Genomic DNA, 15,292 nt, shown 5'->3' with positions numbered 1-15,292 from the left:
TTGTTAACAGTTGTATATAAATATTCAGAAAAATCGCCTTTATTGGCGATTTTTTATGTGTTTTGTTTCAATTCGGTCAATGACTATTTTGTCAGAAAATAATAAGGCGTTTTCCATTCAGCCAAGGCCATACCCCTTATAAAGCAAAACATGATAAAAATAGGGTCGACAAATAACTTAAGGGAAAAGGTGAATTGTATGGCGTTTTATGGCGACTCTGACGCGCAAGAAACCCAAGAATGGCAAGAAGCATTTGATTCTGTATTACAACACATGGGCACGGAACGAGCTGCTTTCTTACTAGAAAAACTCTATCAACGGGCTATTGCGAAACATGTGCCAATCCAGCGCTTAAATACACCTTACCTCAACACCATTTCAGTTGAAGAGCAACCAGCGATGCCTGGCGATCAGGATATGGAACGCCGTATCCGCGCATTGATTCGCTGGAATGCTTTGGCAATGGTATTACGTGCGAATAAAACGGGCGATGACCTCGGTGGTCACCTTGCAAGTTTCGCATCATCTGCAACATTGTATGACGTTGGTTTTAACCATTTCTTCCGCGCAAACAGCGATAACTTTGGCGGCGACATGATTTATTACCAAGGTCACTGTGCGCCTGGTATTTATGCACGCTCTTTCCTTGAAGGTCGTTTAAACGAAGAACAGTTAAGTAATTTCCGTCGTGAAGTTGGCGGTAACGGTTTACCAAGCTATCCACATCCATATTTAATGCCAGACTATTGGCAGTTCCCTACCGTATCGATGGGTCTAGGTCCAATCATGTCGATTTATCAGGCACACATTCAAAAATATTTGATGAATCGTGGCTTGATCAAAGAAGAAGATCGTAAAGTCTGGGCTTATCTGGGCGATGGTGAGATGGATGAGCCAGAAAGTACAGGTGCAATTTCACTTGCTGGTCGTGAAAAGCTTGATAACCTGATTTGGGTCGTGAACTGTAACTTACAGCGCCTAGATGGTCCTGTACGTGGTAACGGTAAAATTATTCAAGAATTAGAATCTTTATTCCGTGGTGCGGGCTGGCGTGTCATTAAAGTCGTGTGGGGCCGTCATTGGGATCCACTTCTTGCAAAAGACAGCTCAGGCGCTTTAAAAGCGGTTATGGATGAAACAGTTGATGGTGAGTACCAACGCTATCAAGTGAAAGGCGGTGCATATACACGTGAGAAATTCTTTGGCAAGTACCCAGAAGCTGCGGAACTTGTAAAAGATTTAAGCGATGAAGATATCGACAATCTTAACCGTGGTGGTCATGACCCGTACAAAGTTTTTGCTGCCTATGCAGAAGCAATGAAAGCCAAAGGTCAACCAACCGTTATTCTTGCGAAAACGGTTAAAGGTTATGGTTTATCTGAAGAAATTGAAGCGGTGAACAAAACTCACCAAATCAAAAAAATGCAGATCGACTCTTTGAAATATGTACGTGACCGTTTCAACTTGCCATTTACAGACGATAAGTTAGAAGAGCTTCCATTCTATCGCCCAAGTGAAAACTCTCCAGAAATGAAGTACATGAAGGCGCGTCGTGAGGCATTAGGTGGTTACCTACCTGCACGTCGTAAAGAGAGTGAAACTTTAGCAATTCCTGAATTATCAGTATTTGATGCTGTATTAAATGGTTCTGGTGGTAAAGAGCAATCGACGACGATGCTGATGGTACGTTTAATTGCTGCTTTACTGAAAGAAAAAGCAATTAAAGACCGCGTAGTTCCAATCGTTCCAGATGAAGCACGTACATTTGGTCTGGAGGGGATGTTCCGTCAGCTGGGTATTTATGCTGCTCACGGTCAAAAATATACCCCAGAAGACCAAGAACAGTTAATGCATTACCGTGAAGCAAGTGATGGTCACATGTTGCAAGAAGGGATTAACGAAGCGGGTGCGATGAGCGCTTGGGCTGCGTTGGCAACCAGTTATTCAACCAATAACTTGCCAATGATTCCAATGTACATGTACTACTCAATGTTCGGTTTCCAACGTATTGGCGACATTGCATGGGCTGCGGGCGATGCACAAGCACAAGGTTTCTTGTTGGGTGCAACAGCTGGCCGTACCACATTGAACGGTGAAGGTTTACAGCACCAAGATGGTCATTCACATATCTTGGCGAACACGATTCCAAACTGCGTATCTTATGATCCATGTTTTGGTTATGAATTGGCTGTGATCGTACATGACGGTTTACAACGTATGTATGTGAACCAAGAGCGTGTGTTCTACTACTTAACCGTAATGAACGAAAACTACGAGCATCCTGCAATGCCAGAAGGCGCTGAGGAAGGCATTAAACGTGGTATGTACTTGTTTGAAAAAGATGAAAAAGCAACGGTTCAATTACTTGGCTCAGGCGTCATTCTGCGTGAAGTGATCAAAGCTGCGAAAATCTTACGTGATGAATACCAGATCCACTCAAACGTTTGGAGCGTAACAAGCTTCAATGAGTTGTCACGTGACGGTATGGCATGTGAAGAATACAACCGTTTACACCCACTGACTGAAGAAGTGAAAGAGTCTTGGGTATCTAAACAGTTACGTGGTACAGAAGGTATCGTTGTTTCAGCAACAGACCATATGCGTGCGTATAGCGAACAAATCCGTGCATATCTTCCAGATGGTCGTCCATTTGTTGCATTAGGTACAGATGGTTACGGTCGTTCAGATACACGTGCAAACTTACGTAGTTTCTTTGGTGTTGATGCTGCGCATATCGTTGTTGCGACTTTGAAAAAACTCGCTGACGAAGGTGAAGTAGATGCACGTTTAGTCAAAGATGCGATTTCTAACTTTGAGTTAGATACGGATCGTCCAGTTGCATGGGCGCCACAAGCGCATCCAGAAGTTCAGGCCGTTGCTGAATACAATGAAACACAAACAGGTGAGGGGAAATAATCATGCAAATCCAAGCACCTGATATTGGCGTAGATAAAGCGCTCGTTGCAGAAATCTTGGTCAAAGTAGGCGACCATGTTGCAGTTGACGATAGCCTTCTGGTTTTAGAGTCAGATAAGGCAACGGTAGAAGTACCAAGCACTGCGGCAGGTATCGTAAAAAGTATTCTGGTTAAACAGGGTGATGAAGTCACTGAAGGCGTTGCATTGATCGAACTAGAGTCGGAGTCTGCTGCTGAAGCCCCTGCGAACGAAGCACCGAAAGCGGAAGCACCAAAAGCAGAAGCGAAACCTGTCGAAGCTGAAACAAAAGTACAACCAGCTGCCGCTCCAACAGCGACAGCAAGCCAAGTTGTGGATGTAAAAGTTCCAGATATTGGTGTAGAAAAAGCGTTGGTTGCAGAAGTATTGGTCAAAGTTGGTGATCAGATTGAACCTGAACAAAGTATTGTTGTGGTTGAATCGGACAAGGCGACTGTAGAAGTACCAAGCTCGGTTGCGGGGATTGTGGAAGCGATCCAGATTAAAGAAGGCGATAGCATCAAAGAAGGCGTGGTATTGATTCAGGTCAAGACTACGAGCGCTGCAACGTCATCTGAACCGCAAGCAGCCCCTGCTCAAACAGAAGCGCCAGTCGCAACGACTGAAGCACCAGCTGCAAGCAATACCTCAACAGGTAATGTTGAAATTGAAGTACCAGATCTAGGTGTAGAAAAAGCACTTGTTTCAGAAATTTTGGTCAATGTCGGTGATCGCGTTGAAGCTCAACAAAGCCTATGCGTGGTTGAGTCAGATAAGGCGTCTGTTGAGGTGCCAAGTTCAGTAGCAGGGATTGTGAAAGCAATCCATGTCTCTGCTAATCAAGAAGTTCGTCAAGGCGTGGCTTTGGCAACGATTGAGGTGAGTGGTCAGGCCGCTGCTCCAGCAGCACCAAAAGCTCAACCAGCCGCTGCACCTTCTGCTCAAGCAGCACCAGCAAAACCACAGGCAGCAGAGACAGCAGCACCAAGTGCGCCAGCGCAAGCTGAGAAGTTGACCAAAGAGCAAGAAGCAGAAAATGCGAAGGTTTATGCAGGCCCTGCCGTGCGTAAACTAGCACGTGAATTAGGCGTTATTCTTGGTCAGGTGAAGGCTTCAGGTGAACATGGTCGCGTAATGAAGGACGATGTTTTTGCTTATGTAAAAGCACGTCTCACGACAGCGCAGCCAGCACCTTCTGCTCAAGCAGCACCAGTGGCTTCGGGCTTACCGAAGTTGCCAGACTTTGGTGCATTTGGTGGCGGTGAAGTGAAAGCAATGACGCGTTTACAGCAAGTATCTGTACCGCAGTTGTCATTGAATAACTTTATTCCTCAAGTCACCCAGTTCGATTTGGCTGATATCACAGAGCTTGAAGCGTGGCGTGGAGAGCTTAAAGACGGCTTTAAAAAGCAGGGTCTGAGCTTAACTATTTTGGCCTTTATTGCCAAAGCAGTTGCGCACTTGCTGAAAGAAGAACCTTATTTCGCAGGCCATTTGGCTGATGATCAGAAGTCAGTATTGTTACGTAACGAAATTCATATGGGTATTGCTGTGGCGACCCCAGATGGTTTGACTGTTCCAGTGCTGCGTAATCCTGACCAGAAGTCAATTAAGCAAATCGCGACAGAACTGGCTGAACTGAGCCAGAAAGCACGTGACCGCAAATTGTCACCGAAAGATTTGCAAGGTGCCAACTTCACGATTACCAGCTTAGGTAGTATTGGTGGTACTGCATTTACGCCGTTGGTGAACTGGCCACAAGTTGCGATTCTAGGTATTTCACCTGCAACCATGCAGCCTGTATGGAATGGTAAAGACTTTGATCCGCGCTTAATGTTGCCATTGTCATTGTCTTATGACCATCGCGTCATTAATGGTGCGGATGCAGCACGCTTTACCAATAAGCTGACCAAGTTACTCAAAGACATTCGTAGCCTATTGCTCTAATCGTTTTTGAATCTAGAAAACCTCGCATCAGCGGGGTTTTCTGTTTTTAGGGTGACAAAATTGTGGCTTTATTTGTAAATACTTTTCTCTAGAATACGGTTTTATCTATAAGAAATTTCTTTGAGATCAGGAGCAAGGATGTTGATGATTTATCGGGTAATGTTGCCATTATTGCTGGTTGTTTTTGTATTGATGGGCTTATGGGTGAGTTTCTTACATTTTCCCTGGGACTGGGTCATGTACGCCGTCATGGGACTGGAAGTGCTGGTCGCGACCGTGGTGATGGCAATGGAATATCAGGCACAGCATGTCGGTGGTGCAAGTGGCTGGGGCAGTTTTGGTTTTCTCGGTCTCAGTGCCTATTTGGCATTTTTTCTGGGGCTTGTCCGTATCTTGGTTTGGAGTTACCAAAAATTTTGGGCTTAACGATTCAAAAGCATTTTATTGTTTGATAGAATGGCGTTACTTCATTGGGGAGTAGCCGCTCTTTACGCAAAGTAAAGAGGTGATGATCAACATAATTGTTCAACAGAACATGGTCATCATAGCAAAGAACCAAGAACAGCTTTTCAGCTGTGCTTTTGTTGGCAAGACCTTTGATTTACCACTCTGCATCAATCTATTTGATTTTGGCTAGCAGGAGGGGTAGGTCATCGGTATATTTTGCTAGCCAGAGCATTCAACTATGTATGAATTCCTCATCTCCACATCAATTGTTGCCCTTGCTGAAATGGGCGATAAAACTCAATTGCTTGCATTATTACTTGCTGCACGTTTCCGTAAACCCGTTCCGATTTTAATTGCGATCTTGCTTGCTACCACCATTAACCACGGTATTTCGGCTGTCTTAGGTCAATGGATTACGACCGTCCTGAGCCCTGAAATCCTGTTATGGATTCTCGCACTCGGCTTTATCGGTATGGCAATCTGGATGCTGATCCCAGATGAGTTGGGCGATGAAAGTGAGAGCATCAATAAATGGCAGAAATTCGGCGTCTTTGGTGCAACCTTCATCTTATTCTTTTTGGCTGAAATTGGTGATAAAACTCAAATTGCAACAGTGGCGCTGGCGGCACGTTTTGACAGTGTTTTCTGGGTCATGTGTGGAACAACCTTGGGTATGATGATTGCCAACGCACCTGCGGTCTTTATCGGCGATAAGCTGGCAGATAAATTACCGATCTCCCTGATTCATAAAATTGGTGCCGCAATCTTCTTGGTGGTGGGTATTTCAACTTTGGTTCAGCATTATTTCTTTTAATTTTTCCCTGCATTTATTGTTTAAAGACCCATCCAGATGTGATGGGTCTTGTTTTATAAATCATGATAAAAATCCAATATCAGATTGAAACCCGAATCAAATCCCATTATTTTATTATGGAATTAAAAATATTTCATATTTAAAGAATTTTTCTGGGGTCGCTATGAGTTTCGAACGAACAACATCACAAATATTATTTGATAATGGCACACATAAATGCATCAGTTTTACCAGTCTGGTCAAAGGGGAAGGCATTCAGGCCAATCAGTTTTTAATTATTGACCATGATCGGGCCGCAGTTTTAGATCCAGGTGGAGACTTGACCTATGTGCCTTTAACCATGGAGCTGAATCGCTATACCAAACTGAAAAATCTGGACTATGTGATGGCCTCACACCAAGATCCCGACATTATTACTTCGATGCCACGCTGGTTGGTGTATACCGATGCCAAAGTCGTGGCCTCTAAACTGTGGGCACGTTTTTTACCGCATCTGAACTCTGCCTTTATGAGTGATCGTATGAAAGGCAATTGGGAAGAGCGCCTGATTGAGTTATCGGATACGGGGCAAATCATTCCTTTGGGTGAGTCTGCCATTGTTGCTGTGCCTGCACATTTCCTGCATTCAGTTGGTAATTTTCAGTTCTATGATCCTACTGCAAAAATTTTATTTTCAGGGGATATGGGTGCTTCGATTGTTGACGATGCCAGCCTGCCAATTGCTGACTTTGATGCGCATATCAAAAAAATGAAAGGCTTTCATCAGCGCTATATGTGTTCCAATAAAGTGATTCGTTTGTGGGTCAATATGGTTCGGCAGATGGATCTGGAGATGATTGTGCCACAGCACGGGACAGCTTTTATTGGCAAAGAGATGATCAGTCAATTTCTAGACTGGATCGAAACGCTGGAATGTGGCGTAGATCTGATGAATGAATATGTTTTTAGTTTGCCGACCGAAATGAGCTAAGTTCTAAGTCAGGAGAATGACTGAAAAATACATAAATTGCTGATTCAGTACTCTTGTCGCCACCAATAAATTTTCTTAGGATATCATCGGATAAAGGATTGAATTTGATAACGAGAATCTTAAGAAAATGTTGTCTCAAATTGCGACACCCGATGCGTGTGTCAGTTGCGGTGCGTGCTGTGCAAATTATCGTGTTTCTTTCTATTGGGCCGAGGCGGAACAAATCCCTGAGCACATGGTTGAACCACTTACAGCTGTCTATTCCTGTATGAAGGGAACCAATCAGGCACAAGTTAGATGTGTGGCCTTGCAAGGCGAAGTGGGACAGCACGTAAGCTGTTCCATCTACCCATTTCGGAGTTCAAGTTGCAAGGAAGTGCAGATTGCCGATTCACATTGTAACAAAGCACGGCTGGCCCATAATCTGATTCCGCTGGTCACGATTGAGCAGCAGTCCTCTGAAAATAATGACAATTTCGATCAGGTTTGCTAACAGGATTTATTGGGTTCGGAAGCAATAAGCATCCATCAGACAGCTTTTTAAGCAATGATTGAAATTATTTTCATCATAGAAAATGAAAATCACATCGAAATTTGTTTATAATAGCTCACGGAAATTACCAGTGAGATTGTTATGCTGACCATCGTTCAAGAAGCGTTAACCTTCGATGATGTCTTATTACTTCCTGCCTACTCAACTGTTCTCCCAAAAGATGTCTCCTTAAAGACACGTTTAACTCGCGGAATTCAACTTAATATCCCTCTCGTTTCTGCTGCAATGGATACAGTGACTGAATCACGTATGGCGATTGCAATGGCGCAAAACGGTGGTATGGGTATTTTGCACAAAAACATGGATATTGCAGCACAAGCCGCTGAAGTCCGTCGTGTGAAAAAATTTGAAGCAGGTATGGTGAAAGATCCAATCACCGTGACACCTGAGACAACAGTTCGTGAACTTATCGCGATCACTCAAGCGAATAATATTAGCGGTGTGCCTGTTGTAAAAGATGGCAAAGTGGTGGGTATTGTCACAGGTCGTGATACACGCTTTGAAACCAATCTTGAACAGCCTGTAAGCAACATCATGACTGGTCAAGACCGCTTGGTGACTGTTCGTGAAGGCGAATCAAAAGAAAATATTCAAGCTTTGCTACAGAAGCATCGTATTGAAAAAGTGTTAGTGATTGGTGAAAACCATGAGCTGAAAGGCTTAATTACGGTCACTGACTTCCGTAAAGCTGAAAGCTATCCAAACAGCTGTAAAGATGATCTTGGCCGTTTACGTGTTGGCGCTGCAGTCGGTACAGGTGCTGAAACACCAAGTCGTGTAGAAGCATTAGTTGATGCGGGTGTCGATGCAATTGTGGTTGATACTGCACATGGTCACTCAGCAGGTGTAATTGAACGTGTACGTTGGGTAAAAGCGAACTATCCACAAGTTCAAGTGATTGGCGGAAACATTGCAACAGGTGATGCAGCATTGGCGTTGCTTGATGCCGGTGCAGATGCAGTTAAAGTGGGTATTGGTCCTGGTTCGATCTGTACGACACGTATTGTTGCTGGTATTGGCATGCCACAGATTTCTGCCATTGATAGCGTTGCCAATGCATTGAAAGATCAGATTCCTTTGATTGCAGATGGTGGTATCCGTTTCTCGGGTGATATGGCGAAAGCAATTGGCGCAGGTGCGAGCACGATTATGGTCGGTTCACTCTTGGCTGGAACCGAGGAAGCACCTGGCGAAGTTGAATTCTTCCAAGGCCGTTACTACAAAGCATACCGTGGTATGGGTTCATTAGGCGCGATGGCAGGGGTAACTGGTTCTGCTGACCGTTATTTCCAAGACTCTAAAGCGGGTGCTGAGAAATTAGTACCAGAAGGGATCGAAGGCCGAGTTCCATATAAAGGTCCAATGGGTAATATCGTACACCAAATGATGGGCGGTTTACGTTCATCAATGGGTTATACGGGTTCATCTGTGATTGAAGATCTTCGTCAAAATGCGAAATTTGTGAAAATTACTTCAGCAGGTATGTCTGAATCGCATGTGCATGATGTGACCATTACCAAGGAAGCGCCAAACTATCGAGTTGGTTGATTTTTGGTAATTTTGCCGATCGAAAAACCGTCAGTGTACTGACGGTTTTTTTTGTTTTGGTGTAAAGTGAACAAGATGAAGAAAGATATGGTTACAGGCCATATAAAAGATAAGAAAGTGAGTAAAACATGAGCTATTTTGGTACTGATGGAATTCGAGGCAAGTTTGGACAAATGCCAATTACCCCAGAGTTTGCATTAAAACTAGGTTTTGCTGCGGGAACAGTATTAAAAAGAAATAGTCCTAAGAGTAAGCCGATTGTTGTTTTAGGGAAAGATACACGTTTATCTGGTTATATCTTGGAAGCTGCATTACAGGCGGGTTTAAATGCGGCAGGTGTTTATGTGCATCTGTTAGGGCCTTTGCCGACACCAGCGATCGCACATTTAACGCGTGCGCTACATGCGCATGCAGGTATCGTGATCTCAGCTTCACATAACCCATATTTCGATAATGGGATTAAATTTTTCTCAAGCGAAGGGAAGAAATTACCCGATGCCATTCAGGATCAGATCAATCAGGAATTAGAGAAAGACCTGATTATTGATGACACAGCAAATCTAGGTAAAAGCGTACGTGTCAAAGATGCCAATGGTCGTTATATCGAATTTTGTAAATCGACATTCCCATACCATTTTGACCTACGTAACTTAAAAATCGTGGTGGATTGTGCAAATGGCGCTGCTTATAGCGTAGGCCCATCGGTATTCCGTGAATTAGGTGCGAAAGTTATCCCCCTGTTTAATGAGCCAGACGGTTTAAATATTAATGAAAACTGTGGTTCAACCCATCCTGAACAATTGCAAAAAGCAGTGATCGAACATCAGGCGGATCTTGGTATTGCGTTTGATGGTGATGCAGACCGTGTGGTGATGGTTGATAAAAATGGTCAATTGGTTGATGGTGACCATATCCTGTATATCCTTGCGACACAGGCAAATCACAAGCCAGCAGGCGTTGTCGGCACTGTGATGAGCAATATGGCATTGGAACTTGCCTTACAAAAGGCTGAAGTTGGCTTTGTCCGTGCCAAAGTGGGTGACCGTTATGTGTTACAGGCGTTAGAAGAAAACAACTGGGTGACAGGTGGTGAGCCTTCAGGCCATATTTTAACGCTGGATAAGAGTACTACTGGTGATGCGATCATTGCTGCGCTTCAGGTCTTAACCGTAATGGTTGAACAAGGTAAGGCTCTACATGAGCTGGTTGCAGGTTTTGAACTGTTCCCGCAAGTTTTGGTGAATGTCCGTTTACAGGATATGATTGATCCATACTCGATTCCTGCACTGGTTGCAGAATTTGAAAAAGCAGAGCAGCAACTGAAAGGCCGTGGTCGACTGTTGATTCGTAAGTCAGGTACAGAGCCTGTTATTCGTGTCATGGTGGAAGGCGATCAGCAACAAGAAGTTGAAGCACTGGCAAATCATCTGGCTGATGCGGTACGTGCTCACGCCCAAGCTGCTTAAGAGAGTCTCAGCATGAATGATGTGATTAAAGACCTGAGTGAATTACGTTTAAGTTACGAGCAAGGTGAATTACATGAAACCCAAGTGAGTAATGAGCCTCACTTGCAGTTTTTGAACTGGTTTAATCATGCCCTTGCAGCGAATTTGCATGAACCTTATGCCATGTCTTTAGCAACAGCAAATGCACAAGGCCGCCCGCATGTGCGTACGGTTTTGTTGCGTGGCGCGACAGAAGCGGGTTATGACTTTTATACCAATTATGACAGTCAGAAAGGATTGGATCTTGCTGAAAATCCTTATGCTGAATTGTTATTTTACTGGCCTAGTCTGGAACGTCAGGTACGGATTGGCGGCAAAGTCGTAAAGATTTCTGAACAGGAATCGACGGATTATTACCATAAACGTCCGCGTGATAGTCAGATCGCAGCGCATATCAGCACACCACAGAGTGGTGTGATTGAGAGTCGTGAAGTACTGCAACAACGCTTTCAAGAATTACAGAGCCAAGCCCAAGCTGAACTGGATAAACCTGAGTTTTGGGGCGGTTACCGCTTAGAAGCTGATTATTATGAGTTCTGGCAGGGGCGACCAAATCGCTTACATGATCGTTTGAGTTATGAAAAACAAAACGATCACTGGGCCCTACAACGTTTGATGCCATAAATGACGCAGATTCAAATTCAAAAAAGACCTTTAATTACACGCCCTGAACAGTTTCAGGGCGTGCCTGCTTTTATTGCTGAAATTCTGGCAAGACGGGGCGTGCAATCCGAACAAGAGCTTGAACTGAAACTGAAACACTTGTTACCTCCGGCGTTGAAAGGTTTGGAGACGGCAGTTGAGTTGATGGATCAGGCGATCGATCAACAAAAACAGATTGTGATTGTCGGGGATTATGATGCGGATGGGGCAACCAGTACTGCATTGATGGTGCTAGTTTTAAAAGAAATGGGCGCCAAAGTGGACTATCTGGTGCCTGACCGCTTTAAATACGGTTATGGACTCACCCCAGCAATTGCAGAACTGGCCCAGCAAAGTTATCAGCCTGATCTTTTGATTACCGTGGATAATGGTATTTCCAGCTATGCAGGCGTGGAAACGGCACAGGCATTGGGAATGCAGGTGATCATTACCGATCACCACTTAACCACCAAACCGACACCAACTGCTGAAGCGGTTGTGAATCCAAATCAGCTGAGTTGTGAATTTTCCAGTAAAGCACTGGCTGGGGTAGGTGTCGCCTTCTATGTGCTGGCTCGACTAGCAAGTTTACGAACTCAGCAAGGTAAAACGACCAGCAAGGTCACGCAGTATCTGGATCTAGTGGCATTGGGAACCTACGCCGATGTTGCGACACTGGACTATAATAATCGTATCCTGATTGATGCTGGATTGAAGCGGATTCAGCAACATCAATGTCGTGCGGGCATTTTAGCTTTACTGGATATTGCTGGACGTGATCCTGCCAGTCTGCGAGCACAAGATTTAGGTTTTGTTGTCGGGCCTCGCATTAATGCCGCAGGTCGCATGGAAAGCATGCGTATCGGAATCGAATGTCTGCTTGCCGCAGATATGGAAACGGCTTATCCACTTGCGCAGCAATTGAATCAATTGAATATCGAGCGCCGTCAGGTTGAAGGTGAGATGAAGCAACAGGCGATGCAAGCCTTGCAACATATTCAACTGGAGACTACGCATTTGCCTGCTGCATTGGTGATGTTTGATGAACAATGGCATCAGGGTGTGATTGGAATTGTTGCAGGGCGCTTAAAGGAACAGTTCCATCGTCCGAGTCTGGTGTTTGCACCTGATGAAGATGGTGTACATATCAAGGGCTCAGCACGTTCGATTGAAGGTATTCATATTCGCGATACCATTGAGCAGGTGGCTGAACAATATCCTCATCTGGTCAGTCATTTTGGTGGTCATGCCGCAGCAGCGGGTTTAACCCTGAAAAAAGAAAATTTTGATACCTTCAAAACCGTATTTACCCAGTCAATTGCAGAGATGGATGAAGATTTATTTCAGGCGACTTTGTGGACCGACGGTGAGTTGACCGATGCCGATCTGCATTTAGGCACGCTGGACTGGATCGAGCAACTGGGGCCATGGGGACAAAAATTTCCATTACCGCAATTTGAAGGACGTTTCAAAGTCATTGATTATCGCTGGTTGAAAGAGCTGCACCTGAAATTGAAACTGGCTGTCGGGCCGCATTCTGTGGATGCCATTGCCTTTAATGCAAAAGATCGTTTTGGATTTGATCCGATGTTGGGCTATGTCGATCTGGTTTATACGCTGGAACGTAATGTATTTAATGGCAATACCAGTCTGCAATTGCAAATCGCCCATTTAAAACAATAAAAAAATCCGCTCATTAGAGCGGATTTTTAAATTCATAGGTTGTGATTAGAAACGAGCTGTTCCATTGAGACCATATGAGTCTGCACCATCTGTCGTGGTATAACCGACACCTACAGCAAATTGCGGATTAAGGAATTTTTGCGCACGAATATTGAAAATACTGTCTGAATCTTTCAGTGTCGAATCAGCAAATGAGATACCGATGCTCAAAGTTGGATCAAGATATAAATCTGCACCTAAACGATATGTTGTTTCATCGCCAATATAGCTAAGTGCTTCAAAATTGGTGTAATAGCCGCCCACTTGCGTGACATATTTGGCACGTAAAGAAATAGCGGTATCATCCTTTTCTTCAGAAACAATGGCAGAGTTGGCAATATTCGTCATAAAGCCATATTGGGCAATTTGTATTGGATCAATACTATCTGACAGATCTGCAACACCCGCTGCAAGTAATAAACCATGAACTGGCAGAAAACCCGCTTCTAGATGATAGCCATGACCATTTTCAGAGTGAGAACCCACTCCATTAATAGTTGTTTTAACATTGGTACGGTGTAAAGCACCAGACAGATAGAATTGAGAATCCGGGATATAGAACTCACCTTGCAGACCTAAGATATTAAATTGTAGGTCACCAAAACCTTCGTCATCTTTCAGTTTGCTATAGGCATAGCCGCCGCCAATATTGGATGCTCTATCCAGAAAAGCTGCTTCTGCTAAAGGTGCATTACGGGTTTGTACGGGATTAAAATAATATTTTCCTGTAAGGACAGCGCTATTTCCTTTGCCATCGTCCATGTTGATCCGTTCATATGATCCCTTGGTTTCGGTCTGATAGGCATGGGCATTGATTGCAAAACATGCACCGATTAGTGCTGTAAGAAGACTTAATTTTTTCATTGATACTTCCCCTCGATTAAAAAGAATACAAATTTTGTTACGGGCTGTAGTGTATTCAAAAATCTGAAAGCGTCAATTCTTAAAGAGGGAATAAAAGCATAAGCAAAAGAAAAGCTGATGCTGTTAAAAAAACTGGCCCAATAAAAAACGCCCTGAATATTCAGGGCGTTTCTTGTGTGTTGCTACTGGGCTTCATGTATTAGAAGCGGTATGCACCACGAAGACCGAATGAAGTGTAGTCATTGTCAATATACGATTTATCGTTACCGAAGCCTACACGACCTTCTAAACTTACTTGTTGATTGAAGAATTTCTTCGCAGAAATACCCCATTCATTTGAGTTAACGATTGTGTCGTCATACTTAAGTTTTTGATAATCCACACCAACGCTTAACGTTTTGTCGATGAAGTAATCACCTTTTAATTTCACTTCTTTGTTGTCACCAAAAGCAGTGTAAGCTTCTAAGTTCACGTCATTTTGACCAACTTGAGTTACATATTTGGCACGAAGTGTTGGGCTAGTTTCACGGTCGCCGTCTTTTACGTCAACAGTTTTTGCACCCGCAGCAACTAATAAGCCTGGAGCTGGTAAGTAACCAACTTCACCTGAGTAATGGTTAATTTTTAATTTGTCTTCGTCAGTTGCATATTTAGAATTTGGTTTGATTTCTTCACGGCCAATATTACCGCTTAAATAGAAATCGCTGTTTGGAACAAAGTATTCAATACCTGCGCCATATTGGTTGTTTTTGAATGCATCATCTTCTTCATGAGCGTACTGTGCTTTCACGTTGCTAGCACGGTCAAGGAAAGCTGCTTCTGCAAGTGGTGCATTACGTGTTTGTACTGGATTAAAGTAATACTTACCATCTACGCTGAAACGATCATTATCACCAAAACGATCTTGGTCTTTATAGGTATAAGAACCACCGACTTCAGCTTGATAAGCATGAGCAGTGCCTGTTACTGCTAAAGCAGAGAGTAGTGCTGATGCAATTGCTAATTTTTTCATGGTTATGCCCCTTTTGAGATAATGAACCAAATGAATGTTGATTACATGTTTTGTTACAACTCCCAGTCTAATTGAAATAACAAGAGCGTCAATCGTAGGAACGTAAGTGGACTGTACGAATGTAAGTGACTTGTAAAATTGACAAAGCATATTATTGATATTTAATTATAAATTTGAATTGTTTTGAATTATTAAAACTTAGGAGAGATTGTGTTTATGGCTATTTTTAAGACAAATTTAGATGAATTGTTAAGCAATTTAAACTCAAACAAGACGAATTCAGCCAATTTTTTATGCTGAATAGCTAACTTGAAATATTATTTTTTTAAACA

The 15,292-nt window shown here is 43.5% G+C and carries 12 protein-coding genes and 1 riboswitch; of the genes, 10 read left to right on the top strand and 2 right to left on the bottom strand.

Annotation, left to right across the window (positions count from 1 at the left end; translation table 11 throughout):
- The first annotated feature begins 198 nt into the window (after positions 1-198).
- The 10 genes from aceE to recJ all read left to right on the top strand — a co-directional run bounded on the left by aceE (position 199) and on the right by recJ (position 13,045).
- A complete protein-coding gene (gene aceE, locus IEV36_RS08320) occupies positions 199-2,916 on the top strand; it encodes a pyruvate dehydrogenase (acetyl-transferring), homodimeric type (RefSeq protein WP_005260155.1) in 2,718 nt (905 codons plus the stop codon).
- 2 nt (positions 2,917-2,918) lie between these two features.
- Positions 2,919-4,883 (top strand): 2-oxo acid dehydrogenase subunit E2, encoded by a 1,965-nt coding sequence (locus IEV36_RS08315; protein ID WP_005260153.1) that lies wholly within the window; start codon positions 2,919-2,921, stop codon positions 4,881-4,883.
- Between the two features lie 138 nt (positions 4,884-5,021).
- Positions 5,022-5,309 carry a hypothetical protein gene (locus IEV36_RS08310; protein WP_005260152.1) on the top strand — a complete coding sequence of 96 codons (288 nt, stop codon included), beginning with the start codon at positions 5,022-5,024 and terminating at the stop codon, positions 5,307-5,309.
- A gap of 34 nt (positions 5,310-5,343) precedes the next feature.
- A riboswitch (yybP-ykoY riboswitch) is annotated at positions 5,344-5,485 on the top strand.
- 83 nt (positions 5,486-5,568) lie between these two features.
- Positions 5,569-6,144 (top strand): TMEM165/GDT1 family protein, encoded by a 576-nt coding sequence (locus IEV36_RS08305; RefSeq protein ID WP_004776242.1) that lies wholly within the window; start codon positions 5,569-5,571, stop codon positions 6,142-6,144.
- A gap of 163 nt (positions 6,145-6,307) precedes the next feature.
- Complete coding sequence (locus tag IEV36_RS08300) at positions 6,308-7,114, top strand: oxygen-binding di-iron domain-containing protein (protein WP_005260150.1); 807 nt, start codon at positions 6,308-6,310, stop codon at positions 7,112-7,114.
- Between the two features lie 127 nt (positions 7,115-7,241).
- A complete protein-coding gene (locus tag IEV36_RS08295; protein WP_005260149.1) occupies positions 7,242-7,607 on the top strand; it encodes a YkgJ family cysteine cluster protein in 366 nt (121 codons plus the stop codon).
- Positions 7,608-7,748: 141 nt separating this feature from the next.
- Positions 7,749-9,215: an IMP dehydrogenase gene (gene guaB / locus IEV36_RS08290; RefSeq protein ID WP_005260148.1), complete on the top strand. Its 1,467-nt coding sequence runs from the start codon at positions 7,749-7,751 to the stop codon at positions 9,213-9,215.
- A 128-nt stretch (positions 9,216-9,343) separates the two neighbouring features.
- Complete coding sequence (gene glmM, locus IEV36_RS08285; RefSeq protein ID WP_004776236.1) at positions 9,344-10,681, top strand: phosphoglucosamine mutase; 1,338 nt, start codon at positions 9,344-9,346, stop codon at positions 10,679-10,681.
- Positions 10,682-10,693: 12 nt separating this feature from the next.
- Complete coding sequence (gene pdxH, locus IEV36_RS08280) at positions 10,694-11,344, top strand: pyridoxamine 5'-phosphate oxidase (protein WP_005260147.1); 651 nt, start codon at positions 10,694-10,696, stop codon at positions 11,342-11,344.
- Entirely contained in the window at positions 11,345-13,045 is a 1,701-nt protein-coding gene (recJ, locus tag IEV36_RS08275; RefSeq protein WP_005260146.1) for a single-stranded-DNA-specific exonuclease RecJ, read from the top strand.
- A 45-nt stretch (positions 13,046-13,090) separates the two neighbouring features.
- On the opposite strand, the gene IEV36_RS08270 is transcribed toward recJ, so the two are convergent.
- Both IEV36_RS08270 and IEV36_RS08265 read right to left on the bottom strand, forming a co-directional pair.
- A complete protein-coding gene (locus IEV36_RS08270) occupies positions 13,091-13,948 on the bottom strand; it encodes a putative porin (protein ID WP_004776231.1) in 858 nt (285 codons plus the stop codon).
- Between the two features lie 199 nt (positions 13,949-14,147).
- On the bottom strand, positions 14,148-14,960 hold the full coding sequence (locus tag IEV36_RS08265) for a putative porin (RefSeq protein WP_004776230.1): 813 nt from the start codon (positions 14,958-14,960) through the stop codon (positions 14,148-14,150).
- Positions 14,961-15,292 lie beyond the last annotated feature (332 nt).

This window comes from Acinetobacter vivianii, from assembly GCF_014635885.1.
Taxonomy (GTDB): Bacteria; Pseudomonadota; Gammaproteobacteria; order Pseudomonadales; family Moraxellaceae; genus Acinetobacter; species Acinetobacter vivianii.
This window is presented reverse-complemented; position numbering and strand designations above follow the sequence as displayed.

Excerpts from the sequence above, each read along its gene's own strand:
- IEV36_RS08270 (WP_004776231.1), bottom strand. The coding sequence starts at position 13,948 with ATGAAAAAATTAAGTCTTCTTACAGCACTAATCGGTGCATGTTTTGCA.
- IEV36_RS08305 (WP_004776242.1), top strand. The coding sequence starts at position 5,569 with ATGTATGAATTCCTCATCTCCACATCAATTGTTGCCCTTGCTGAAATG.
- aceE (WP_005260155.1), top strand. The coding sequence starts at position 199 with ATGGCGTTTTATGGCGACTCTGACGCGCAAGAAACCCAAGAATGGCAA.
- IEV36_RS08295 (WP_005260149.1), top strand. The coding sequence starts at position 7,242 with ATGTTGTCTCAAATTGCGACACCCGATGCGTGTGTCAGTTGCGGTGCG.
- IEV36_RS08315 (WP_005260153.1), top strand. The coding sequence starts at position 2,919 with ATGCAAATCCAAGCACCTGATATTGGCGTAGATAAAGCGCTCGTTGCA.
- recJ (WP_005260146.1), top strand. The coding sequence starts at position 11,345 with ATGACGCAGATTCAAATTCAAAAAAGACCTTTAATTACACGCCCTGAA.
- IEV36_RS08310 (WP_005260152.1), top strand. The coding sequence starts at position 5,022 with ATGTTGATGATTTATCGGGTAATGTTGCCATTATTGCTGGTTGTTTTT.
- glmM (WP_004776236.1), top strand. The coding sequence starts at position 9,344 with ATGAGCTATTTTGGTACTGATGGAATTCGAGGCAAGTTTGGACAAATG.
- pdxH (WP_005260147.1), top strand. The coding sequence starts at position 10,694 with ATGAATGATGTGATTAAAGACCTGAGTGAATTACGTTTAAGTTACGAG.
- IEV36_RS08265 (WP_004776230.1), bottom strand. The coding sequence starts at position 14,960 with ATGAAAAAATTAGCAATTGCATCAGCACTACTCTCTGCTTTAGCAGTA.
- IEV36_RS08300 (WP_005260150.1), top strand. The coding sequence starts at position 6,308 with ATGAGTTTCGAACGAACAACATCACAAATATTATTTGATAATGGCACA.
- guaB (WP_005260148.1), top strand. The coding sequence starts at position 7,749 with ATGCTGACCATCGTTCAAGAAGCGTTAACCTTCGATGATGTCTTATTA.